At 48.6% G+C, this 24,569-nt stretch carries 19 protein-coding genes; 12 read left to right on the top strand and 7 right to left on the bottom strand.

The genetic code is table 11. The features are described 5' to 3' along the window. Positions 1-153: 153 nt before the first annotated feature. On the bottom strand, positions 154-2,397 hold the full coding sequence (locus ACXAGC_RS04335; protein ID WP_474842711.1) for an acyl-CoA dehydrogenase: 2,244 nt from the start codon (positions 2,395-2,397) through the stop codon (positions 154-156). A gap of 291 nt (positions 2,398-2,688) precedes the next feature. Here ACXAGC_RS04335 and ACXAGC_RS04330 point away from each other — a divergent pair, with 291 nt between their 5' ends. From ACXAGC_RS04330 to ACXAGC_RS04300, 7 genes are all read left to right on the top strand, one after another. Continuing rightward, positions 2,689-4,962 (top strand): efflux RND transporter permease subunit, encoded by a 2,274-nt coding sequence (locus ACXAGC_RS04330; RefSeq protein ID WP_474842709.1) that lies wholly within the window; start codon positions 2,689-2,691, stop codon positions 4,960-4,962. Next, complete coding sequence (locus ACXAGC_RS04325; RefSeq protein WP_303572986.1) at positions 4,959-5,756, top strand: outer membrane lipoprotein-sorting protein; 798 nt, start codon at positions 4,959-4,961, stop codon at positions 5,754-5,756. The genes ACXAGC_RS04330 and ACXAGC_RS04325 overlap by 4 nt, the downstream gene beginning before the upstream one ends. After that, positions 5,725-6,960 (top strand): hypothetical protein, encoded by a 1,236-nt coding sequence (locus ACXAGC_RS04320; RefSeq protein ID WP_232373379.1) that lies wholly within the window; start codon positions 5,725-5,727, stop codon positions 6,958-6,960. Before ACXAGC_RS04325 ends, ACXAGC_RS04320 begins: the two co-directional genes overlap by 32 nt. Before the next feature lie 18 nt (positions 6,961-6,978). Next, complete coding sequence (locus tag ACXAGC_RS04315) at positions 6,979-7,551, top strand: outer membrane beta-barrel protein (RefSeq protein ID WP_119502070.1); 573 nt, start codon at positions 6,979-6,981, stop codon at positions 7,549-7,551. 83 nt (positions 7,552-7,634) lie between these two features. Beyond that, complete coding sequence (locus ACXAGC_RS04310) at positions 7,635-7,892, top strand: DUF3081 domain-containing protein (protein WP_474842706.1); 258 nt, start codon at positions 7,635-7,637, stop codon at positions 7,890-7,892. A gap of 120 nt (positions 7,893-8,012) precedes the next feature. Beyond that, positions 8,013-8,942 (top strand): LpxL/LpxP family Kdo(2)-lipid IV(A) lauroyl/palmitoleoyl acyltransferase, encoded by a 930-nt coding sequence (lpxL, locus tag ACXAGC_RS04305; RefSeq protein WP_474842704.1) that lies wholly within the window; start codon positions 8,013-8,015, stop codon positions 8,940-8,942. Between the two features lie 106 nt (positions 8,943-9,048). Further along, positions 9,049-9,663, top strand: coding sequence for a TcpQ domain-containing protein (locus tag ACXAGC_RS04300; RefSeq protein ID WP_474842702.1), 615 nt, complete (start codon positions 9,049-9,051; stop codon positions 9,661-9,663). A 61-nt stretch (positions 9,664-9,724) separates the two neighbouring features. Here the strand turns inward: ACXAGC_RS04300 and glnE are convergent, their stop codons facing one another. After that, positions 9,725-12,592: a bifunctional [glutamate--ammonia ligase]-adenylyl-L-tyrosine phosphorylase/[glutamate--ammonia-ligase] adenylyltransferase gene (glnE, locus tag ACXAGC_RS04295; RefSeq protein WP_474842700.1), complete on the bottom strand. Its 2,868-nt coding sequence runs from the start codon at positions 12,590-12,592 to the stop codon at positions 9,725-9,727. 97 nt (positions 12,593-12,689) lie between these two features. Between glnE and ACXAGC_RS04290 the strand changes: the two genes are divergently transcribed. Beyond that, on the top strand, positions 12,690-13,601 hold the full coding sequence (locus ACXAGC_RS04290) for a DUF350 domain-containing protein (RefSeq protein WP_119502065.1): 912 nt from the start codon (positions 12,690-12,692) through the stop codon (positions 13,599-13,601). 2 nt (positions 13,602-13,603) lie between these two features. Here the strand turns inward: ACXAGC_RS04290 and ACXAGC_RS04285 are convergent, their stop codons facing one another. Beyond that, positions 13,604-13,888 (bottom strand): GIY-YIG nuclease family protein, encoded by a 285-nt coding sequence (locus ACXAGC_RS04285; RefSeq protein WP_474842698.1) that lies wholly within the window; start codon positions 13,886-13,888, stop codon positions 13,604-13,606. Positions 13,889-13,977: 89 nt separating this feature from the next. Between ACXAGC_RS04285 and hldE the strand changes: the two genes are divergently transcribed. Both hldE and ACXAGC_RS04275 read left to right on the top strand, forming a co-directional pair. Then, positions 13,978-15,405: a bifunctional D-glycero-beta-D-manno-heptose-7-phosphate kinase/D-glycero-beta-D-manno-heptose 1-phosphate adenylyltransferase HldE gene (gene hldE, locus ACXAGC_RS04280; protein ID WP_474842696.1), complete on the top strand. Its 1,428-nt coding sequence runs from the start codon at positions 13,978-13,980 to the stop codon at positions 15,403-15,405. Positions 15,406-15,511: 106 nt separating this feature from the next. After that, complete coding sequence (locus tag ACXAGC_RS04275; RefSeq protein WP_119502062.1) at positions 15,512-16,609, top strand: XrtA/PEP-CTERM system-associated ATPase; 1,098 nt, start codon at positions 15,512-15,514, stop codon at positions 16,607-16,609. Between the two features lie 95 nt (positions 16,610-16,704). On the opposite strand, the gene ACXAGC_RS04270 is transcribed toward ACXAGC_RS04275, so the two are convergent. Genes ACXAGC_RS04270 through ACXAGC_RS04255 form a run of 4 tightly spaced genes read right to left on the bottom strand, consistent with a single transcriptional unit; the run spans position 16,705 to position 21,454 of the window. Then, positions 16,705-18,384: a TIGR03016 family PEP-CTERM system-associated outer membrane protein gene (locus tag ACXAGC_RS04270; protein ID WP_474842694.1), complete on the bottom strand. Its 1,680-nt coding sequence runs from the start codon at positions 18,382-18,384 to the stop codon at positions 16,705-16,707. Further along, positions 18,350-19,267 (bottom strand): XrtA-associated tyrosine autokinase, encoded by a 918-nt coding sequence (locus tag ACXAGC_RS04265; protein WP_474842692.1) that lies wholly within the window; start codon positions 19,265-19,267, stop codon positions 18,350-18,352. Before ACXAGC_RS04265 ends, ACXAGC_RS04270 begins: the two co-directional genes overlap by 35 nt. Further along, on the bottom strand, positions 19,267-20,841 hold the full coding sequence (locus tag ACXAGC_RS04260) for an XrtA system polysaccharide chain length determinant (protein ID WP_119502059.1): 1,575 nt from the start codon (positions 20,839-20,841) through the stop codon (positions 19,267-19,269). Before ACXAGC_RS04260 ends, ACXAGC_RS04265 begins: the two co-directional genes overlap by 1 nt. Before the next feature lie 25 nt (positions 20,842-20,866). Next, positions 20,867-21,454 carry an XrtA/PEP-CTERM system exopolysaccharide export protein gene (locus ACXAGC_RS04255; RefSeq protein ID WP_442858431.1) on the bottom strand — a complete coding sequence of 196 codons (588 nt, stop codon included), beginning with the start codon at positions 21,452-21,454 and terminating at the stop codon, positions 20,867-20,869. 198 nt (positions 21,455-21,652) lie between these two features. Between ACXAGC_RS04255 and ACXAGC_RS04250 the strand changes: the two genes are divergently transcribed. Together ACXAGC_RS04250 and xrt are read left to right on the top strand one after the other, a co-directional pair. After that, positions 21,653-23,065: a TIGR03013 family XrtA/PEP-CTERM system glycosyltransferase gene (locus tag ACXAGC_RS04250; RefSeq protein WP_474842690.1), complete on the top strand. Its 1,413-nt coding sequence runs from the start codon at positions 21,653-21,655 to the stop codon at positions 23,063-23,065. Positions 23,066-23,119: 54 nt separating this feature from the next. Beyond that, positions 23,120-24,565 (top strand): exosortase, encoded by a 1,446-nt coding sequence (gene xrt, locus ACXAGC_RS04245; RefSeq protein WP_474842688.1) that lies wholly within the window; start codon positions 23,120-23,122, stop codon positions 24,563-24,565. Positions 24,566-24,569: the final 4 nt, after the last annotated feature.

Raw genomic sequence — 24,569 nt, 5'->3', positions numbered from 1 at the left:
ATGTATTCACCGGGAGATGACGGAGAAGCGTACCGCCCGGGTAAACCGGAAAAGTTCCTGCTAAAAGGTATAGTGCAAAACCGGCAAAAAGCAATAAAAAAAGGTGACCGTAGTCACCTTTTAAATCAATGCTGTAGAGCAGTATTCAGAATATCAGGCAGCGTCTTTCTTCGCTGAAGAATCGCTTTTTTCCTGAGATAACGGCTCCAGGTCAAAGTTGAACTCGTCAACCCGGACAGCCAGCTTACGCTTCTCATTGTAATCGTGAAGCATTTCAGCTTCCTGAGCCGTTACAACACCGCGCTCCTGTAACTTATTCAGTGCGTTTTCAAACGACAGGAACGGGATGACCGGTTCCTTACGCAGCGCCTTCTGTACTTTACCTAACAGATGGGCTACAGCATGTTTCGCTTTAAACGCCTGCTCGTTGATGTCGTTACCGTCACCGGCAACAGGACGAACCAGGTGCGTCAGTTGTGCTTTGATGCTGTTATCCTGCATGGATGCCAGAGCCAGTTCACAGGACAGCTTATCGCTGATCCCGCTGACTGAATTGGTATACGTACAGGTCAGCAGGCGCATCAGACCACGGGTTGCTGTGTTCGGGAAGTTACCGATGAAATCAACCAGTGCCTGTTCAGCCTGTTGCAGCGTCCACTCCATAGCGTACTCGAAGTAAGGCTGTGCCAGTTTACGGTCTTCTACACGTTGCTCATAGAAGCGGATGGCTGCCATGGCGCCGTACAGATAACTCATTACATCACCCAGACGGGCTGACAGCAATTCTGCTTTTTTCAAATCACCGCCCAGTACCGCCAGCGATAAATCGGCCATAGGAGCCAGTTTTGCTGACAATGCATTAAGACGCTTCTCGTACTTTGTCACTTCCGGCAGTGCAGACTCTGCACCGCGCAGGAAGGGCAGGTAGCTCTTACCTAAGCTGCGGAACGCATTTTTCACACTGAAACTGACCGTTTTCTTCAATACTTTATTGAATTCGCCGTCGGCAGAGTGGTCGTCACTGTGAATAAGATCCACCATCTCTTTCAAGTATGGATGGCAACGCATTGCACCCTGGCCGAAGATCATCAGGTTACGGGTCAGAATGTTGGCACCTTCCACCGTAATGGCAATCGGTAATGAACTGTAGCCGCCGGATAACGTATTTTGCGGTCCGCGCTGAATGGCTTTACCCGCCAGGATATCCATTGCCGAGTTCATTACGTCACGACCCAGCTCAGTCATATGGTATTTGGCAATCGCAGTCACTACTGACGGCTTCAGGCCTAAACCCAAACCTTCTGTTGTCAGAACACGCATAGACTCCAGCAGGAATGTTTTACCGGCGATATCTGCCAGTTTGCCCTGAATACCTTCGAAACGGCCAATAGGCAGTCCGAATTGTTCACGCACAAAGCTGTATTCTGCAGACGCTTTCAGTGCCGCCTGACCTGTTGCCACGCCCATGGCCGGTAATGAAATACCACGACCTGCACCTAAGCAGCTCACCAGCATTTGCCAGCCGCGGCCGATGTTTTTCTGACCGCCGATAATGAAATCCATAGGAATAAATACATCATTACCACGGGTCGTACCGTTGTAGAAACGTTGTCCCATAGGATCGTGACGGTTACCCAGTTCTACGCCGGGGTGAGATTTTGGCAGCAGGGCACAGGTAATACCCAGCTCAAGTTTTTCACCCAGCAGTTGATCAGGGTCGAAAACTTTAAATGCGAGGCCCAGTACGGTAGCGATTGGCGCAAGCGTGATATAACGCTTGTCCCAGCTGACTTTCAGACCAATAACTTCTTTACCTTCCCATTCACCCTTCGTGACGATAGCTGCATCAGGAATGCCACCGGCATCTGAACCGGCTTCAGGGCTGGTCAGTGCAAAACAGGGAATGTCATCACCCACTGCAAGGCGGGGCAGATAGTAGTCCTGCTGCTCTTTTGTACCATAGTGCATCAGCAGTTCGCCCGGACCTAACGAGTTAGGCACCATAACGGTTACGGCAATAGCACCACTTTTCGCAGCGATAGTTGCAACGATGGTTGAGTTGGCGTAAGGACTGAATTCCAGACCACCAAATTTCTTCGGAATGATCATTGAGAAGAAACGGTGTTTCTTCAGGAACGCTAAAATCTCATCCGGAATGTGCTTACCATTTGCCAGCTCGAAATCATCGATTAATCCCAGCAACTCCTGCACAGGGCCGTCAATAAATGCCTGTTCATCGGCACTTAATTTCGCCTGTGGAATGGCACGCAGGGCTTGCATGTCTGGTTTGCCCTGATAGATAGAGGCTTCTAACCAGATATCACCGGCGTCCAATGCTTCCTGCTCTGTCACAGAAATAGGTGGAAGAACTTTTTTCAGGCTTTTTCGAATACTCATATTACTCATCCGCTCATCTGACCAGTTGTATTCTTCTAATACTACATGACATTTTTCAAAGATCAAATGTTATGTAAGCAGTCTGTTAAATGAGATACCTGAGCCAGTACGCAGGTTTATTTACCTGCTTGTTTTTCTGCTGTTTTTTTAAACATTAAATTTCTTTTTGGAAATCCTGCGTATAAGGGCAAATACTTACACTCTGTGCTTTTAGCAGATACACTGTGAAACAGAACAGATAAAAGGACATGACATTTTATGCAAACACTCCCGGCCTGGGCGCGGTGGTGCATGGAAAAACCGAAAACAGTCATAGCACTGTTTCTGCTGGCGTGCGTCATCACCGGTTTCGGAGCCGGTAATCTTTATTTCCGCGGAGACTATAAAGTTTTCTTTGAGCCTGATGATCCTCAGAAACTGGCTTATGAAGAAATGCAGAATGTTTTCAGCAAAAGCGAAAATGTTACCTTCCTCATTTTGCCGGATAGTGAAAACGTCTATCAGCCGGAAACCTTCGAACTTATCCATGCCCTCACAGAGGATGCCTGGCATATCCCCATGTCTAACCGGGTGGAGTCACTGTCGAATTATCAGTATACCTTCGCCGATGAGGAAGGGCTGGTGGTGCAGGATCTTATCCGCAAAGGGCAAACGGATGAGGCCCATATCAGATGGGTGAGGGAAGTTATTGAACCCATACAAAATTTACGCGGGCGGCTTATCTCCGACAACGAAGAGATGGCGGTGATCAATGTCACAATTCAGCTACCCGAAGGCGACCAGACTCCCAAGATAATGAAGATCGGGGCGTTCGCCAGAGAGTTAAAAGAGAAATATGAAACCGCCTACCCGGACCATAAAATTTATCTGTCCGGGATTGTGACAATGAATGACGCATTCGCGCTGACAGCGCAGGATGATGCGTCAACCCTGATCCCGCTTATGTTTATCATCATTGCGGTGATGATTGCACTATTAACACGCTCAAAAGCAGCATCAGCAGTAGTGCTCGTGGTTGTTGGCGGCACGATTGTGATGACGATGGGAATTGCCGGCTGGTGGGGAATTTTTCTGAGTCCCTCTACGGTCAATGTGCCGACCATGGTCACAACGCTTGCTGTCGCTGATTGCCTACACATTATTGTGACTTACCGGCAAAAAATTCAGCAGGGTCTGGCGAAGGAACAGGCACTGGCTGAAAGTATTGTGCTAAACCTCAAGGCGGTTTTACTTACCAGCGGTACCACAGCAATTGGCTTTTTAATGCTGAATTTTGCGGAAGTACCTATTTTATCTCACCTTGGAAATTTAACCGCCGTCGGGGTTGTACTGGCCTGTATTTTGTCTTTGACCGTGCTGCCGGCTATGCTCACTTTACTGCCAGCCCCCCGTGTTAAAGAGCAAAATGGCGACGACACACAGGTTAAAAAACTGGGTGGATGGGTTATCAGCAATCACCGCCGTATTCTGCCTTATTCGGTCATTGTTCTCACTGTGTCGCTGCTGTTCTGCCTGAATAACCGTCTGAACGATGTGGCGGTAGAGTACTTCGATTTATCATCACCGTTTCGTCAGTCCGTTGAAATCCAAAAGAAATATATGGGCGGCATGTCGAATATCGATTTTGCTGTTTATACCGGTGAGCCCTATGGCATCAATGACCCTGCGGTGATGAAAGAGGTGGATGCACTGGCCAAATGGTTGCGCTCGCAGCCGGAAGTCAAACATGTGCTGAGTTTTGCTGACATCATCAAGCGCCTTAACATGAATATGCATGATGATGAGCCGGCATATTTTACCTTACCTGAATCTAAAGACCTCGCTGCACAGTACCTGTTACTGTACGAAATGTCCTTGCCATATGGTCTCGATCTGAATAACCAGATAGATATCGACAAGTCCGGTGTTCGCATTATTGCCGTGCTGGAAAACCTCGGAAGTGAGGAGTTCACCGAATTTGAGGCGCGGACCAAACGGTGGTTTGGTAAACTGGCACCAGAATTGCGTCTGGAAGCGGCCAGTCCCGCTTTGATGTTCGCGCACATCGGTGCCAGAAACATGGAAAGCATGGTGTGGGGCTCAGTGGCTGCGCTGGTGGTGATTTCACTGTTGATCACCCTTGCACTGCGGTCCTGGCGGCTGGGAATAGTCAGCCTGATGGCTAACTTAATGCCGGCTGGTGTGGGCTTTGGAATATGGGGCATGATGTCCGGCGAAATCAATATGGCGCTGTCAGTAGAACTGAGTATGACCATGGGGATTATCGTCGACGACTCTGTACATTTTCTGCTGAAATACCAGGCTGCAAGAAAAGATAATTTGAGCGTGCGGGATTCCGTGGAATACGCATTCCGCACCGTAGGCCGGGCCATGATCACCACAACAGTGGTGCTGGCTGCCGGCTTTGGTGTACTGCTGTTGTCTGATTTCCGCCTGAACTCAGACATGGGGTTAATGACAAACATTATCTTCATTGCAGCATTATTTATTGATTTACTCTTCCTGCCCTCATTCCTGATGTGGCTGGATAAAGATAAAAACAAAACAACGAGGGAAGCTACATGAGACAATTACGCAAGCTCTCTTTAGCGTCACTGGCACTGAGTGTGGTGCTGACGACTCCGGTTATTGCAGATGAAGCTTCTGAGAAAGAAGGCCTTCGTATTGCGACAGCGAGGAAAGATGTTAACCGTGGCTGGGAAAATACAGTTGCCAGTATTACCATGACCCTGCGCAATGCCCAGGGGCAGGAAGCCCAGCGGGAAATGCGGGTGAAAACGCTGGAAGTGCCTACCGACGGTGATAAGGCGCTGACAATATTTGATTCACCGCGGGATTTAAGCGGCACCGCATTTTTAAGCTTCAGTCATGTTGATGCACCGGACGAGCAGTGGATTTTTCTGCCGGCTGTGAAGCGTGTCCGCCGGATTTCAACCAGCAACAAATCCGGTCCGTTTCTGGGCAGCGAATATGCCTTTGAAGACATGACGTCCTTTGAAATCCCTAAGTTCTCTTACGACTTACTTCGTGAAGACAAGTATCAGGGGGACGATGTCTACGTACTCGAACAGACCCCTATGGACGAATATTCGGGCTATTCGAAACAAATTTTATGGATTGATAAAGAACATTACCGGCCCCGTAAGGTTGAGTTTTTCGACCGCAAGGGTGAAGCGCTTAAAGTACTCGAATTTGAAGATTACAAACTATTTGAGGGGGAGTTCTGGCGACCTCTGCGTAGTTTTATGTACAATCTGCAAACACAAAAATCTACCGAACTGGTTACACACAAACTGGAATTTGGCACAGAATTAGAGGAATCGGACTTTGACAGTAACAGTTTACGCCGGGCGCGCTAACCCCGTCAGACGTTTGTCACTTGTTGCCGCCGCACTGGGATTTTCTGCCGGTGCAATGGCTGATATGTCAGATATTGACATCAGTGGCTCAGCCGGTGTGGAAACCCGCTACTTTCTTCAGGATGCAGCGTATCCCGGGCAACCCCGCTCACAGGCTTCCGTGTTTTTAGAACCTGAAATGTACACGGAATGGAACGACGGCATCGACAGTATTCTGTTCAAGCCTTTTGCCCGTCTGGACCAGGAAGATGAGCAGCGCACACACTTTGATTTACGTGAATTAATGTGGATGCACGCAGCTGATAACTGGGAAACCCGTGTCGGCGTAAGCAAGGTATTCTGGGGACAAACGGAATCCATTCACCTGGTCGACATTATTAATCAGACCGACATGGTAGAAAACATCGACGGCGAAGATAAGCTTGGTCAGCCGATGATCAACCTTAACGTGTTCGGTGACTGGGGCACATTGTCCGGTTTTGTCCTGCCATACTTTCGTGAACGTACTTTCCCGGGTGAAGACGGCCGCTTACGTCCGCCTGTTGAAATTCGTGAAAATTCGGCGTTGTACGAATCTGATGATGAACAGAACCATGTGGATTTTGCACTGAGATGGCAACGTTCTCTGGGGGACTGGGAAATTGGTCTGTCTTATTTCGACGGTACAACCCGTGAACCTGAGTTGCTGCAGGCAACCGATGAAAACAGCACGCCGTTTATTCAGCCTTACTATGCGCAAATTGAACAGTACGGCGTGGATTTACTGAAAGTGCAGGGCGCCTGGTTGCTCAAGTTTGAAGGGATTTACCGCGCAGGACAAAGTGAAGATTTTGCCGCCGCAGTGGCAGGCTTTGAGCGCACCTCAGTGGGGGTTTTCGGTACCTCTTATGATCTGGGTGTGCTGATGGAATATCAGTACGACGAGCGTGAAGATAATTTCTTCGCCACCGGTCAGAACGACCTGATGCTGGGACTACGCTGGGTGTGGAATGATATCGACGGTACAGAAATCTTATCCGGCTTCATTCAGGATCTGGATGAAAGCGATACTTACAGTGCTTTTGTTGAAGCTTCAAGCCGAATGACTGACAACTGGCGCTGGAAGATGGACGCTTACTTCTTCTCTTCCGATCAAACCGACGACACGTTTTACTACATGCGCCGTGACGACCACGTACAGGTAGCGCTGGAATATTATTTCTAAGGAAAGGAATTGCAGATTATGAAAAAAGGAATAGTCACCGCCTTGCTGTTACCGGTGTTAAGTCTTGCAGGGCTTAGTTTCAACGCGCAAGCCACAGAAAGAATGTACGGGCTGGCGACGGTGGGTTATACCGATGCAGAATTTGGCGACACTGAGAATAAAGGCGTGGCGTACAGTCTTGCGCTGGGTCACCAGTTCAGCAGTAAATGGTATGTAGAAGCCGGCTACCAGAATTTACTGGACGAAGAAGGCGATACCGATGCGCTGAAAGCCCAGGGCCTGTATCTGGCAGTGCTGGGTAAAGCGGGCGGACGTACCGGCGAGTTATACTACAAACTGGGCGTCATGAATGTTGACGTTCAGGGTTTGCAAAGCATTGAAACAGGCAGTTGCCAGGTCAGTGATATTGATTCAATCCCTGAAGGCTTTTGTGCTTACGATGATGGCATTATTGCCGGCATGGCCGGACTGGGCTTTGACTATCACGTCGGTCTGAACAGCATGCTGCGAATGGAAGCTTTATACGTCCGTGGTCAGGACGATTTCGCTGCCACCGTGCTGAACCTCGGTTTTCGCTACAACTTTAATTAGTCTCTTCGCTGTATGTAAAAGTAATCCATCAGCGGCTGTTACCGTATGAATAGTATAACAGTTGCTGATGGAGTATCTCCCCGATGAAAAATGAACTGGAAAGTAAATTTCTGCTTCAGGTGTTCGATAAAATTCGCCAGAGCGGCGAGAAGAAAGACGATAAATATTTACTTAACGGCATTGTGGCATTCACTGACCATGATGGTTACACCTTATTTATTGAAGATGCTAAGGTGAAGTTGCAGTTCGGCTTTCACAATCAGTACCGTTTTGATTATCCGTCTCAGGATGCTTATGATCAGTTCGAGAAAAAACTGAAAGTAATCGATAAGCAGTATTAGCCTGTTCTGATCGTTTAAGCAGACTCATCGGAGTTTTCCTGCTTTCTTTCGCCTGCCGGTATGCTGGCAGGCGACAAATGAGTACAATAAGCAGTAAATAATTATCCGGATGGTTTGTTTTTGTCTGCTGCTATAAAACCCCCTGTTTTCAAATTTTCCTATCTCGGCCCTAAATATTGGGGCGTCTGGCTGGGTGCCGGCGTGCTTTATCTCTTATTGTGGCTTCCGTTTCCTGTGATCCGCACGCTTGGTGCCGGAACAGGAAAACTCATCGCCCGGCTGTTACCCAAGCGGGTAAATGTAGCCAGACGAAACCTGGCCCTTATGTACCCTGAATTGTCAGCCGGTGAGCAATCAAGGTTGCTGGAAGAAAATATCCGTTGTACGGGAATGGCGCTGTTCGAAACCGGAATGGGCTGGTGGTGGCCGGCGTGGCGGATTAAGAAACACTTTACCGTTGAAGGTTTCGAGCATGTCGAAGCGGCGCTGGCTCAGGGAAGGGGCGTATTTGGTATGGCGCTTCACAACATGAACCTGGAGTTTGCCTGTCGTGGATTGGGCTATGTCCATCCTGCTGTGGGCTTTTATCGAAAGCATGATAATCCGCTGATGGATTATCTTCAGTATCATGGCCGTGCGCGCTCAAATAAGTACATGGTACATAAACGAAATGCTAAAGCCCTGCTTGCAGCAATGGCCGAAAAAGAGCTGTGCTTGTATCTCCCTGATCAGGATTACGGCCGGGCGCAAAGTATTTTTGTACCCTTTGGCGGAGTGAAAGATACGGCAACCACCACGGCGACTCTGATGTTCGTCAGAAGAACTGACAGTGTGCCGCTGATCATCACTTCGCAGTACACGCTGGACGGTTATAAAGTGAAATTTTACCCGCCTCTGGAAGCATTGCGTGAACTGGAAGATGTGCCTGCTCTGACTTTGCTGAATCAGCACATTGAAAAAATTATCGCTGAACAGCCTGAAAGCTATTTATGGGCGCACAAGCGATTTAAAACCCGTCCTGATCCGGATGCTCCGTCGCTTTACGACTGATGGCTATTTAGTTGTTTAGTATGATTTTTTCCTCACAAAGTAGCCGTGAAGTCCATTTTCTGTCTATACTGAAACGGGAATAACATGCGCTGTCCGGATGTGTTGTATGGCCACTAAACAAAGACAATCAGATGCTGCCTTCTGGGCAAAACACATTGGCGTGGCGCTTGCCACGCTGGTGGTTGCCGGTATTGTGGTTATGATTTACGAGCAAAACAAATCATCAGCTCCGCAAAAACCTGAAGAGGAAAAGTCCATTTCACAGGGGCTCAGTGAGTTTTACCGTGAATACCGGATGACGGCCAGCGATCCTATTGAAGATCAGGAAAGCGACTTTGTGGTGGAACTGAACAACGAGGGCGGCAGCCTGGACAGTCAGTTGTCCGGTATGTCCAGCGAACTGAAACCGGCTAATAACCGCTGGGTCGGTGAACACAAGAACCGGAGCTTTAAGCCCGGCAATACCTTACGTGAAGCCATTACCCGTTATGCCCAGCAGGAAGGGATGCAGGTTATCTGGGATCTGGACCAGGACTTTGTCATCAAGTATCACTTTCAGATTGATAACACCATCGTCGGTTCATTATCGGACATTGCCAGTGCCATTGATTCAAACTTTGAAAGCGGAGTAGGCACGTATGTGTGTCCGCAACAACGTTCTCTGGTGGTAACCGATGAAGTGACGCCCTTTCTGAAGAAAAACTGCAACGTTGTAAACTAACATGTCAGTTCAGAGCCGGAGATGCCCGGGGCTGAAAGGGGCGCCGGCAGAAAGCTTCAGCTCAGGCAAAGACTTCCTGCCAGATTTTCTGTACACCGGCTCTGATATCACTTAAATCCTCTTTTCCTGCATACCTGTGGTCAGCCAGCGTTAACTGGTGATATCTGTCACGCAAATCCAGATACGCTTCCTGTAGCTGACTGGCGGTATCCTCAGTGATTAATCCCGCTTTGCCGGTTTGTTCAATAATGCGAAGATTATCAGGAAAATCCATCAGGCCCGGATACTGAGTGGCGTAGTCCAGTACCCAGAACTGAGCCATAAACTCAATATCTGTGATCCCGCCGCTGCATTGTTTAAGGTCGAGTCCTTCCGCATTATCTTTAAGCAGGTGCTCCCGCATTTTTACCCGCATCTCAGTGATGTCTTTTGCCAGAGAGCCTGTGTCTCTGGGTTTGGCGAGAATCGTTCTGCGGATATCTTCGAAAGACTCAATCACCGCCGCATCGCCGGTAATGGCTCTGGCTCTCACCAGCGCCTGATGTTCCCAGGTCCAGGCGTCTTCCTGCTGATATTTTCTGAATCCGTTGAGATGGCAGCTTAACAGGCCGGCATTGCCCGACGGCCGTAGTCGCAGATCTGTTTCGTACAGTTGTCCGGAAAGGGTTTTAGTGTTCAGCAGATGCATGATGCGCTGAGCCAGCTTAATATAGAACTGAGTGGCATCCAGCGTTCGCTTGCCGGTAGTGTGGCTGTCCTGCGGGGCGTTATGTAAAAACACTAAATCAAGATCGGAGCCGTAGCCCAGTTCAAAACCGCCAAGCTTGCCGTAGCCCACAATAGCAAAACCGGTTTCTCCTTCCTGCAGGTGAGACGGCGGGCCGTAACGCTCTGTGGTGTGCTGCCAGGCGCTGTTGAGAACACTCTCCAGTACGACTTCTGCCAGAGCCGTTAACTTGTCACTGACACTGGCTACCGGCAGAGATCCGCTGATATCACTGGCGGCAATGCGCAACTGCTGACAAAGCTTAAACTGACGCCATGTATCCATCAGCAGCTCTACGTCTTCAGGCTCAACACGCAGCAGGCTCTGGCGCAATTCGTCACGGTAAGTATCCAGGCTTTGCCGGTATCCCGTTTTTTGCTGTTGCAGATAAAGTGGCGTCAGCAGTTCGTCCAGCAGAAGAGGGAATCGTTGAATTTGTTCAGCAATCCAGTTACTGCGGTCACAAAGTTTCATTAACTGGCGCAGTACATCGGGATTCTCCAGTAACAAATCCAGGTAAGTGGTACGCCCGGTAATCGCACTGATCACATTCAGCACCCGCTGCAGCACGGTTATCATTTTTTCCGGCGCTTCTTCTGACAGAACGTACAGGACTTCCGGCATCAGTTTGTTCAGCGTATCCCTGCCACGTTGTCCCAGCCGGGTATGAGTAAGCTTTTCTTTAAAATTGCTGAGGATTGAAAAAATAGTGCGGCCGTCTTCTCCGTCAAACCTTGGTGTGGTCAGTGCACAAAATTCGTCTTCTGTCAGTTCAAGATCCCAGGCGTCCCTGCAGCGCAGAAACACAGAGTCATCTGCGTCATGATTGTCTTCACAGCTGTCGATAAGCTCGCGGAAACGGGTATGAACGCCATGACACACCTTTTCCAGTTCCTGAAGAAAATCATCGTATGAGGAAAAGCCTGTCACTTCTGCGAGTACTGTCCGGCGGAATTCATCAGCCGGAAGGAGCTGAGTTTGCTCATCGTTAATCTGTTGCAGGGTATGCTCGGTTTTCCGCAGGAAAAGATAATGACTGTACAGGGTTTCTATATCATCTTTTCCGGCCAGTGCTAATGCGGCGATGGCGGAGAGTGTGTCGTGTAACCCTTTAACCTGCAGGTCCGGCTCGCGGCCTCCGTGAATCAGCTGGAAACTCTGGGCAAAGAATTCAATTTCCCTGATGCCGCCGGCTCCCAGTTTTATGTTGCCGGTAAGTTGTCTGCGGCGCTGTTCGCTGGCAATTAACCCTTTCATTTCCCGCAGGGACTCGATTGTCGTGAAATCCAGATAGCGGCGGTAAGTAAAGGGTTTAAGAATACTCTCAACCTCAGTGCGGTAGGGTGACGGGGGATTCAACACGCGGGCCTTAATCATGGCAAAGCGTTCCCAGTGTCGTCCCTGCTCCTGATAGTAATCTTCAAACGCTGCCATATGCATAACCAGCGGTCCGCTGTCACCGAATGGTCTGAGGCGCATGTCTACCCGGAAGACCTGACCATCCGGCGTGATTTTATTGAGAACATTAATGAGCTTCTGAGCAAGCTTAATGAAAAATTGCTGATGCTCCATAGTTCTTCGTCCGCCTGAGGTTTCGCCTTTTTCCGGATAAACGAAGATTAAATCGATATCTGACGAAAAATTCAGTTCTCTGCCGCCGAGTTTTCCCATACCTAAAATCAGCATGGGCTGCGGGCCTTCGCTCCCTTCAGGTGTGCCGAAACTACGGCAGTGAGTGCTGTAAAGCGCGTCATATGCACAAAGGATCAACGCGTCCGCCAGCGCGGATACCTGTTGTAAGGACGTTTCTATGGATTGCCGGTTCAGCAGATCCCGCCAGGCGATTCTGGCCATGTATTGATTACGGAAGCGGCGTAAAACGCGCATCATTCCGGCTTCATCAAGGTCGTTTAAAAGTGGCTTCAGGCTGTCACTGAAAGCTTCAGCGGTTACCGGAACCGGAGCGTCTGACAGGCAAAATTCAAGGTTTTCCACATCCTGCATACACTGACGAAAGATAAACTCACTGCAGCCCGTTGCCGCTATGACCTCTGCCTGATGTAACTTAATTTGCTCACCCAGAGAATGCCGTTCATTCAGAGCCTGCCAGCAAGCTGTTCCCTTTTCAGTGATAATCCTGTTTTTTACTTCCTTCGTAGGCATAATACATGTTTTCGTCAGAGTGAATGTGCACCGAGTCTGGCACAAGATGCACAGGGTCTCCAGTCCTGTTTAACGTTGAATACGGAGTTAATATTTCATGGATGCACTGGTAAAGCTGAACCCGCTGCCCCACGATTTATGGGTTTATCTGCTGATAGATTTTGGTCTGGCTTTATTGCTGTTAATGGTCATGAAATGGTTGTCCGGTGCGTTCCGCAAGCGCTCTGTAGTAGAAGAGCTGGGAGTGCAGGATAACTTCGCTTTCGGGATCAGCATGGCCGGCGGCATGTTGTCACTGTGTATCGTTGTTGGCTCAGTGGTGGGTCGTCATGTGGGGCAGGGATATCTGGAAGCGACAAAAGGTATGCTGATTTTTGGTTTAACCGGGGTATTACTGGTTAAGTTCGGCCGTTATGCCCATGACAAAATTGTGCTGAATAAGCTGGATACCATGGACTTAATCGGAGAGCGCAGTGTCAGTGTTGCCCTTGTTGATGCTGCCAGTCTGATAGCCAGCGCCATTATTTTACGCAGTATGATGTTGTGGGTGGATGGCAGCGATATGAACGCAATTATCGCTATTGTGACCGGCTTTACTGTCGTGCTCGCTTTACTGCTGATGATGACCAGGGTGTATGAAATACGGTATGCACGGGACAATCAGAACGACTCATTTCAGGGGGCGCTGCGAAAAGGACAACTGGCACTGGCGGTGGAACATGCGGGCAACCTGTTAGGTATCGCGATGATTGTGTCGTCGGCAAGCCACCTGCTGACTTATCACCCGTCAGGCTATGTCAGTAATATTACCGGCTGGCTTGCCACCGGCGTGGTGCTGTCCCTCGCATTACTGGTGCTGGTCACCATCAGTAAGAAGTTATTGCTGTTCGGCCTGAACTACCGCCAGGAGGTGGATCAGCAGCATAACATCGGCGTGGCCTGTCTTGAGTTAACGCTGAGTATCGGGATTGCACTCATTGTGAACGGTGTGCTGGCGTTTCTGGATTAAGCTCAGCACGTTTTGAATTGTGAAGTGCAGTCCGGGAAGTCGCCGGGAAGGGCTTTTTTACCGTCAAGCAGGGCGGTTTTCTGTCTTTTACTGAGCTGCTTAAGCCAGTATTCCGCTTTCATCGCCGCAGATTTGTCTGTGGCAGATACCACCATCCGGAACACCAGTGGCGCTTTGCCTTTAAGCGCCTTTGCGCCGCCTTGTAGTTCGCCTCTGTGTTGACGGATCCGTCTGGCCGGGTCTGTTGTGACACCGGTATAGAATTGTCCCAGGCGGTTTTCCACCATATACACATACCATGAGGGTGCCTGTGTCTGCTCTTTTACTTTGATGGCTGGTATACTCTGCTGCAACTTTGAAGATAGTCAGAAAAAACATGATTCTACCAGACTTTAGTACAACCCGTATTTTGATTGCCGGCGATATCATGCTTGACCGCTACTGGACTGGCGGAACCGCTCGTATTTCGCCGGAAGCGCCGGTGCCTGTGGTTAACGTAAACAGCACAGAAGACCGGCCGGGCGGGGCAGCTAATGTGGCAATTAATGCTGCAATACTGGGGGCAGAGGTGACGCTGCTGGGCTTGTGCGGCAATGATGATAATGCCGGTATACTCGAACAGCGTCTGTCATTGCATGGTATTTCCCATAAGCTGGTGCGCTGTGAAGGTTACGATACCATTACGAAATTACGGATAATGAGCCGGAATCAGCAGTTGTTAAGACTGGACTTCGAAAAGAGCTTTGCTGAAGCTGACAAAGCAGCGCTGACTCAGGCTTTTTATGAGGCGCTTCCGGAGCATGACCTGGTCGTATTATCAGATTATGCAAAAGGCTGTCTGACTGATGCGCAGGCATTTATTCAGGCTGCAAAAGAAGCCGGTAAGCAGGTCATAATCGATCCTAAAGGGAATGATTTCAGCCGCTATGCAGGCGCCACGTTAATTACACCTAACCGTGCAGAACTTGAAGCGGTGAAAGGCAAAGCAGACAGTGAAGAAGTTTTAGCTGCTCAGGTTGAGTCTTTAAGAGACAGCTTGTCGCTGGAGTCTGTGTTGCTGACCCGTTCGGAGCAGGGCATGACCTTATTTAAACAGGGCGACAGTCCGTTTCATTTGCCGGCAAAAGCCAAAGAAGTGTATGACGTTACCGGTGCCGGTGACACGGTGGTATCTGTACTTGCCGTATCAATGGCGGCAGGCAGCAGTATGGCTGATGCCTGTGTGCTGGCGAATCTGGCTGCCAGCATTGTGGTTGGTAAATCAGGTACATCAACCGTATCGACTACAGAACTTGCGGTGGCGCTGGGAGAGCAGGCCAGCCACCTTGATGGTGGTGTGATGACTGAAGAACAATTACAACTGGCGATGAAGCAGTCCCGTCACCGTGGTGAGAGAATTGTCATGACGAACGGTTGTTTCGATATTCTGCATGCGGGCCATGTGAGCTATCTGCAAGCCGCTGCAAAATTAGGTGATCGTCTGATTGTGGCACTAAACGATGATGCTTCGGTCAGCCGTCTTAAAGGGCCAGGACGCCCTGTTAACAACGTGAGCCGGCGTATGGCCGTGCTTGCAGGGCTCGCCGCGGTAGACTGGGTCGTGCCGTTCAGTGAAGATACGCCGCAGCGCCTGATAGCCGGCCTGCTGCCGGATATCCTGGTGAAAGGCGGTGACTACAAAGTGGAAGAAATTGCCGGCGGCAAAGAAGTCATGGAAAACGGCGGCGAAGTGCGGGTATTGCACTTTGAAGAAGGTGTATCTACTACCGGAATCATCAGCCAGATCGTCAGCGGACAACAATAAGCTCTTTTATTCGCCAATTTGTCCGGTTAAGGCATGGCGGTTAACCCAGCTTTACGATACCCTTGATGCACACAAGAAGTGGTTTTCAGTATCAGCGGTATAATACATGTACGAAAGTTTTTATGGACTTGATTCCAAGCCGTTCCAGCTAACGCCGGATCCGGCTTTTTTCTTCGCCAGTAAATGGCACAAGCGGGCGATGTCATACCTGCAATACGGGTTGTCTCAGGCGGAAGGATTTATCGTTATCACCGGAGACATCGGTACGGGTAAAACCACTATCGCAAACAGTCTGCTGGCTGAAATTGAAGACGATATTGTTGCTGCACAAATTGTGACACCAAAACTGACACCGGATGAACTGGTGAAGATGGTTGCATCTAAGTTCGGCATCAATGTGGCCGGCCTCACCAAAGCCGATATTCTTAAAGAGCTGGAAACGTTTCTGTTTGATTTAAGCAAACAGGGTCGTCGTGCGCTGTTACTGGTGGATGAAGCGCAAAACCTGCCACTGGAAACCATCGAAGAGCTGCGTATGCTGTCCAATTTCCAGCAGTTCGGAAAGCCATTGTTGCAAAGCTTCCTACTTGGTCAGGAAGAGCTTCAGCCAATTCTGCGCGCACCGAATATGGAGCAATTCCGTCAACGTATCGTGGCCTCCTGCCACCTGGCCCCGTTGATGGAAGAAGAGACAAAACGTTACATTGAGTACCGCATGCACCATGCGGGCTGGAATGGTGAGTCTTTGTTTTCTGATGAAGCCTTTTCCCGTATCCATCAGTTTACCCGCGGTGTACCCCGCAAAATTAACACCCTGATGGACCGTATACTGTTGTTCGGATTCCTTGAGGAACTGGAAACGCTGGACGAAGAAGCGGTAAATACTGTCATCGACGAAGTTAAAGATGAAATGTTTGTGCCGGATGCGCCGGTGATGGACGATGAGTCTGACGATATCGACGAAGATATGGATTTATCTGAAGTGGTTGCCAGTCTGAAAAAGAAAGGTCCTCATCAGAAGCTGGTGACGCCAAAAGGCAAAGAAGTGCAGGATGCTGAGTATTATAAGGCCATGCTGGCTGAGCTGGTGGATGCGCTGGATGACGCTATCGCGCACAAGGTAAAATTGACTCAGTACATTGATAAAATGCTGAAGAAAAAATACCAGACGTATGCCCGGCTTAAAGAGGAAGATGAAGACTGAGGATCCCCGTTTTCTTCTTCACACAAACGTGAAAGACAAACAAAAAAACGCCGCTGTGAAGCGGCGTTTTTATTTGAATTTAACCGGCACAGACCTTACTCAAAGTCGTAGCGGATAGTCACACTGATGCGGCGTTCGTTGTAGTCAGCACCATAAGCGCTGGTAGCCAGAGAGCCAGAACGTGTGACGTAGCCAGTTTCCACATCACCACTGAAGTAACGGCTGAATGTACGGCGCAGGCCAACAGACGCGAACCACTGTTCGCTGTCACGGTCGGTACCGTTATTCATTTGTTCAGTGACACCGTAGCGCAGGTTACCCAGTAAGCTCGAGTGACGGCTCAACTGATAGCTGCTGCTAAGGTTAGCAGAGTAGGTTTTACGTTGTTGATCAAAGTCCAGATATTCGTCATCTGCGTATTGCAGATTAAGTACGATGGTACCGCGACGCCCCTGGATACCAAATTCACCGTTTGCAGCTTTTCTCAGGAAAATCGCATTAGATAACTCAAGCCCCGTCGTAATAAACTGCAGGAATTGCTCGTCGTCTCCCAGCGTGTAGTCCAGCGAAGAAGGTTGGAAACAGGCATCTGCCGTAAAATCTCCGGTAGGGCATACAAACACGCCCAGAGACTGCGGCGTGGCAATCAGCTGACTGAATGATGTGACTTGCTCAGAATAATTAACGGCACCACGAATTTTGCGGGTATTGTAGGTAATACCGGCACTGGCTGAACGGCCATAAAACCGGCGTCCGATTGAAGCCTGAACACTGGTACGCGGTGTCAGTGCCCATGCGGCGTCAACACCCACAAAGACATCGCCGTCATCCCGCTCTACGTCTGAGTCTACTTTGTTTGCAGTCACAGAAATATAACGGCCGGCAGCTTCACGGTAGGTTATACCCACACCGTAGCTTTTAAATTCCCGCTCATTAGAGAATTCATCGGTACGGGCTACAAGCTCATTGGCATCGTAGCTGGCGGTGACCCGGATACCCCAATCGTTATAGATCATGCTATCCAGTGCACCGGTGGCGTATTTACCGATATAGTCACCGTTGCCCGACTCTTCTGAACGTTCCAGCTTGGTGTACGTGCTGTTCAGATTCCAGAAGTAATTTTGAGCATTGTCACCATTCATGAGGTAAAGGGAGCCTGCTGCAGAGTCGTTATTCAGCCCGATATTAGGACGAAACTCGGATTCTTCAGCATTGGTTTTTGCATAGACCAGCGAACCACCGCCGGCAATCCAGTCACCTTCAGGAATGGTCAGGTAGGCGCCATAATTCTGTGTTTCTACTTTCGCCAGCGTTTCCGCATTTAAGAAATAATCAGAAATCAGGAAATCACCACCGGAGCCATCAATGTAGCTCTGGTTTCCTGACGCGCGGAAGCTCAGAATGTGGTCTATCGCCTGCCAGTTTGCGTTATAAGAAAATTCTGAGAAGGTATCTTTACGGGCAACATCTTCAGAGTCACGCTCAAGGTGAGTGACACTGCCAATTACCGTACCGGAGAAAGTACGGGAATCGTATCTTAAAATACCTTCAGGCTTCACAGAGAAAGTCACTAATTCTTCATTACGAACATCAGAGTGACGATTTTGAAGAATGGTAGAACCTTCTACAGAAGCAGACGCATTAAGCCCCTGAGCGTGCGACAAATGCGTCATCAGCAACAAAGCTACCGGCGTTAAAGCCGGTAACCATTTTTTGTTTGAACGCTGTGCATTGCGCATACTAAGAATCTTGCCTTTCTGCGTAGTAGTATCCATAGTAACCGGTTCCTTCCGGATCGTTATGGACCGACTTGTTAACCACAAAGCCGATTGCCATGTCCGGGTTTAATCGTTCTACCGCATGACGTACGTCATTAAGCTTTGATTTACCTTCCTCGACTACCACAACAGCTTGTCCGGCAAAATTAGCCAGTACCGCTGTTTCAGTTATACCAATTAAGGGAGGTGTATCAAAAATAACGATACGGTCAGGATAGCGGTTAGCAAATTCATTCACAGTTTCAGCCATTTTCTGGCTGGCCAGTAATTCGGTAGTCAGATGGTGAGATTTACCCGCCGGGATGATTTTAAGTTTATCCAGGTTGGTAGGGTAGAGTACATCTGAGATGTCTTCTACTTCACCGGTCAGGTACTCCATCAGTCCTTTGCGGCGTTTAAGTCCCAGCGTATTTAATACGTTAGGCTTAAGTACATCGGCATCTACCAGCAGAACGGTTTTATCCTGTTCTGCAGCGATACTCATCGCAAGGTTACAGGCGGTAAAAGTTTTACCTTCTGACGGACGACCACTGGTCACCATGATGATATTGCTGTTATTCAGCGTTGAAGAGATCGGGCCGAAAGCATTGTTAATCAGCTTACGTTTTATTTCCCGGTACTCTTCGTTTATTTGTTTACGAACACCATTAATCGAAATGTGGCCATTTTGTTCAAGCCTTTCGATATCCAGTGTGAACGGTTCCAGCTGTGTGGGTGCGCCGTCGTGCTGACTTGCGACAGACGAACGGGCAGCAACTTGTTGGCCGGGACGTTGTGCAGTGGTCTGAGGCTCAGCAGCAGCCTGCTGAGCAGCGAGTTCTGCTTGTTTTTTCTGGGCTTCACGCTGACGTTGAAGCGCCTTTTCAATAGTACTGCTCATTATAAAACACCCTGCAGTAGATCGATGTTAAGCAATTCTGCGCCAACCAGTACACCGTAAATTAATACCAGCACACCCGACGACAGCAGGAATATTGCCATTCGCATACGGTTAGTCTTGCGAATCTTATCAATATTCAGATGCGTGACTGTACCCCATACCGGGTAATCAGTAATCTGCTGTAGCTGAGATGCACGGATAAGCAATGGTGACAGCTGACTGAGCAGGAATGCCAGAGCAACACCCAATCCAAAGCTTACTAATAAAACCAGCGTGTAATAGATTATGCGGTACGGGCCGGAAGGCTCGTTAGGTTTCAACGGCGGCTCAATAATTCTGAACTGTAATTCCTCGGCAGATACATCCGCACGTCTGGACAGGTCCGCAGATTCACGGCGGGCAAGCAGTTCTTCATATTTCCCCTTGGTAATATCGTAATCACGGTTAAGTGCCGCTGATTCTGCTTCGATTTGCGGAACCAGGTCGATTTTAGACTCAAGAGAAGCGATACGCCGTTGTAAATCCTGTTCTTTTACATTTAATGCTGCAATAGAACTTTGATGACGGCTGATCTCAAGTTTGATTTCCTGATTCAGGTCGCTCATCGGAACGTCATCACCTTCGCCGTCACCGGCGTTAAGAAACTCATCGATTTCTTTTTGACGGGCTTCTTCCAGATTCGCCAGCAGTGCTTTTGATTCAATCACGTCGGGGTGTTGATCAGTAAAGCGTAACTGCAAATCATCCAGACGCTCTTCCAGCGCTTTGATCCGTTCGTCATAACGTGTACGCAACACGGAATCAGTTTGATTCGTTACACCAAAGCTGTCACCGGCACTTTTGGCCTTTGATAACTGATTTTGTAAGGACTCAACCTGTTGTGTCGTTTGTTTGATCTGAAGGCGGGTGGCTTCCAGCTCATTACTCAGTGTCTGCAGTGTTGAGTAGAAAGTGCCCTGTAAAGGAAGAATATTATTGTACTGTCGTTTAAATCCGGCCAGTCGCTGTTCAGCTTCTGACAATCTGGATTCGTACTCTGCAATCTGTTCATCAAGGAAACGGTTAGCTGTATCGGTATCACGACGGTTGTTACCTAACGCGCCTTCTACGAACAGGTTCAGTGTTTCCTGCACCACGGTTTGCGCCATGGCCGGATTCTTATTTTCATAAGAAATGGTGAAAATATTGTCTCTGCCGGTTGAACGTAACTGGATTTGTTGAGTCAGACCATTAACCAGATTATCAAAATCCTGGTCAGTGGTCGTCGTCAGATCTAAATCACTTTCACGGGCAATGGTTTCAACGTTTGAGCGGCTCAGCAGTGTCTTTGCCATCATCTGGATTTCCTGATCCGGGTTGGATTGGATCGCCAGACCTTTAAGCAGAGGCTGAAGTACTGAACGGGTATCAACGAACACAACCGCCTGGGAGCGGTATACATCCGGCAATAGTGCTACATACGCGAAACCTATTGGACAGAGTATCCAGGTACACACCATGATGAGACGCTTTTTAACCCAAATTCCCTTTAAATAGTCACTCAGCTGACCAAGGGTGCGCTGTAAATCCTGCATTTAATGTCCCAACTACTTTTTACAACTAGAACCAGGCTTCTGGAATGATTACGATATCGCCTGGCAGAATGTCGACATTCTTGGTGATGTCGCCATTACGGATTAGCGCGTCGATGTTCACGTCATACGTAGTCTGACGGCCATCTACAACACGAACCAGCTTGGCATCATTGCCGTCAGCAAATTCTGTCAGTCCACCCACTGCGATCATCAGATCCAGTAGTGTCATGTTTTCTGTGTAGCTGATCGCGCGCGGGTTAGTTGCTTCACCGATAACGCGAACCTGTTCGCTTAACGGACCGGCAAAGTTATTAACGCTGACAGTTACACGGGGGTTGTTAATAAAGGTAGAGAGTTGCTCTTCAAGCTCGCGGGCAAGCATAGAAGGCGTTTTACCGGCTACATCAACATCTTCAACCAGTGAAGTTGTCACTTTACCGTCCGGACGAACGATAAACTGACCAGAAATTTCAGGGTTACGCCAAACAAAAATGGTGAGCGAATCGCCCGGACCAATGAGATACTGATAATCGTTCACATTGGTTGTCATTGATGGGTGGGCCGTTGCCTCCGGCAACGATGAGTGACTTGTGCATCCAGAAAGGGCTGTCATTGCGCCGACAACCGTCAAACTTAAAACGTGTTTAGACCAGTACATGAGAGTTCATCCTACACTCGATATGATTAATTTTTTTGCCTTAATGTAATTTACCCTACGGCAAATACCACTATAATGCCAACATCTTATGTAGTCTATTACAATAATAACCTTTATCATGAACAAAGATGTTGCAGTATCAGGGGGCCAAGGGTGGCGATAAATAAGCACAATCAGAGTAAACGATCAAATATACTTGTAGTGACCGAAGCTCTGCTCGTGGCGTATATGGCATACATTACGCAGTTCATTTTGGTTCAGATCGGTGTCAGTGAAACAGTCAGTATTGAAAAGCTGGTTGTGAATGTGGGAATGCTGACCGTTTGCATACTCGTTTGCTCACTGTCTGTGGGCCTTTACGAAGCTAAGCTCAGAGAGACTTTCCGCGGTATTATCCGGCGCATATTTGTCAGTGTCGGCTTAAGTTATTTTCTGGTAGAGGTGGTCAGCAGAGCGCTGTTCGACGAACTCACCATGCATTCCTATTTTCTTCCGGCCGCCGTTGCCAGCATCATTATTACGCTGGTGATTTTCCGCTATTTTACAAATCGCCTTGGCTTACTCGGATTAGGCAAAGTGCGCATTGTGGTATTAGGAGCCGGTGAACGGGCTTCTATTATTGAAAAGCGTATGCGCCGGGATGTTGACCGTATCGGATTCGATCTCATGGGATTCATTCCCATACCCGGTGATAACCGTGAAGATGGTATTAAGAAAGAAAAAATTATTCATGTGAAGGTAGACGAAAACTTCCAGCAGTTCATTGCCGAGAATGAAATAGAAGAGATTGTCATTGCTTGCGATCAGCGCAGGGGTACATTGCCCATTGATGTGCTTTTCGAATGCCGTTTGCGTGGTATAGAAGTCACAGACCTGCTCGACTTCATGGAGCGCGAGACCGGCCAGATTGTGGTCAACCTGATGTATCCGAGCTGGGTCATTTACTCCAATGGCTTCCATAGTCAGAACTACCTTCGTGATGCTATGGATTACCTGCTTAACGCGTTTCTTGCTTCCTTTGTATTCTTCTTTACCTGGCCGTTCATGTTAATTACCGCCACCATCATCTGGCTGGATGATGGACGCCGCACCGGCGCTTCGGTGTTCTACAAACAGGAACGTGTGGGGCTGAATGGTAAGTTGTTTAAAATTATTAAGTTCAGAAGTATGCGGCCTGACGCCGAGAAAGACGGCGCGAAGTGGGCCAGTAAAAATGACGACCGGGTGACCCGGATTGGTCACTTCATCCGTAAGTACCGGGTTGACGAGCTGCCGCAATTGTTCAATGTGTTTAAAGGTGAGATGGCTTTTATCGGTCCGCGCCCTGAACGCCCTGAATTTGTTGAAAAACTTGTTCGTGAAGTACCGTATTATAATCAGCGTCATAACGTAAAGCCGGGCCTGGCAGGCTGGGCGCAGTTAAACTATCCATATGGTGCAAGCGTCGAAGATTCTATGGAAAAACTGAAATTCGACCTTTACTATGTGAAACACCAAAGTTTGCTGCTGGATATCCTTATCCTAATCAGAACTGTAGAAATTGTGTTGTTCGGCAAAGGCAGATAACACGCCGGTTTTGTGAAGAAACAGGGATGTTGTATTCATATCAGGATGTAGAACATGAAAGAAAAGGCGGGAATGTCAGGTTTCTTGCAGTCACACCCGGCAAGATTTGTTTTCTTTGCGTTAAGTGCGCTGACGGTATTGTGGGCAGTGGTCAATTATCCGGTCATGATCACTTTGTGGCGGCATGGCTTTGACGATGGTACTTATTCCCATGCGTACCTGATCCCGTTTATTTTTCTTTATTTATTGTATGTGCTCGCCAACAAAGGTGAGCTTACACCCCGCCAGGCCGTTTTTTGGCCTGCTGTCGTTTCTTTTGTTGTCTTATTTATTGCTTACTACTTCTCCATCGCCGCGCAATTGAGCCTTGCGGTTTGGGTATTATCACTGACCTTACTGGCAAACAGTTTCTGGTTACTGGTTCCGTTCACTGCAGGGCTGGCTTATACCGTAGCGTTCCTGTTGTTTATGTACCCGCTGTGGGGCGCACTGCAGTTCGTGCTCCAACATCTTTCCGTGTTTGCTGTCATGAAAATCATGGGGTTCACCGGTATTCCTACTTATGTGGAAAACACCTCGGTAATGATTCCTGAAGGGACGTTTGTTATTGCCGGTGGCTGTAGTGGTTTGCGTTACTTCATTGTTTCTCTGGCTATCGGTTCTTTGTTCGTATTTCTCAACCTGAGAAATAAAGTTTCAATTGCTAAGTTCATGACGCTGGCCATTGTCGGTGCACTGATAACCAACTGGATCCGAATCGTTGCGCTGATACTCATTGGTCATTTTTCTGATATGCAAAGTGAACTGATGCGGGACCATAATAACTTTGGCTGGTATATCTACGCGCCGTTTATCATTCTTCTCTTTTGGTATGGTGAAAAGCTGGTGAAAAAAGAGCCCGCTGCAGAAGAGTATTCACCTGAGCCGGGTACGGGGCGTTTTGCTTTACGTAAACCCGTAGTTGTTACCTCAGTGTGTTTCCTGATTTTGAGCTCAGCGGCTTTACAGCTGACTTTACATGCTGATCCCGCGCCGCTTGGCCAGACTTGCAAAGGTTTGTCTACTATTGATGCTGAGGTTGCTCCGGTTCTGCCGTATGAAGGGGCTGTGTGTGTTAAAGAACAGCGTTCTCAGGGATACGCATTTGAAACGCTGAGTATTTTGTTCGACGGGTCAGATCTTGACGGTAAGCCTACACAATATCAGGTGAAGTCAGCACATGTAGAATGGCAGGAAATAAACCGGATAACCGATGGCAGCTGGACTATTCAACTGGTCAGTGACGGACGGCATCTGCATTTGTTTGCCCACAGTTTTATTGCACCCGGCGGCGAAGTGGCTTCCGAAGGTGAAATGAAGAAATTACGTATTGAAAATGCACTCAGAGGGGAGCGCCGCTCCGGCCTGTTATGGGCCCATACTGTCTGTGACAGTAACTGCAATACTCTGACACGGAAGTGGCAGTTGATTGCAGACGCATTTGAATATCAAAAATACTGACAGC

Source organism: Alteromonas sp. AWJ4_197 (genome assembly GCF_056160285.1).
This window is presented reverse-complemented; position numbering and strand designations above follow the sequence as displayed.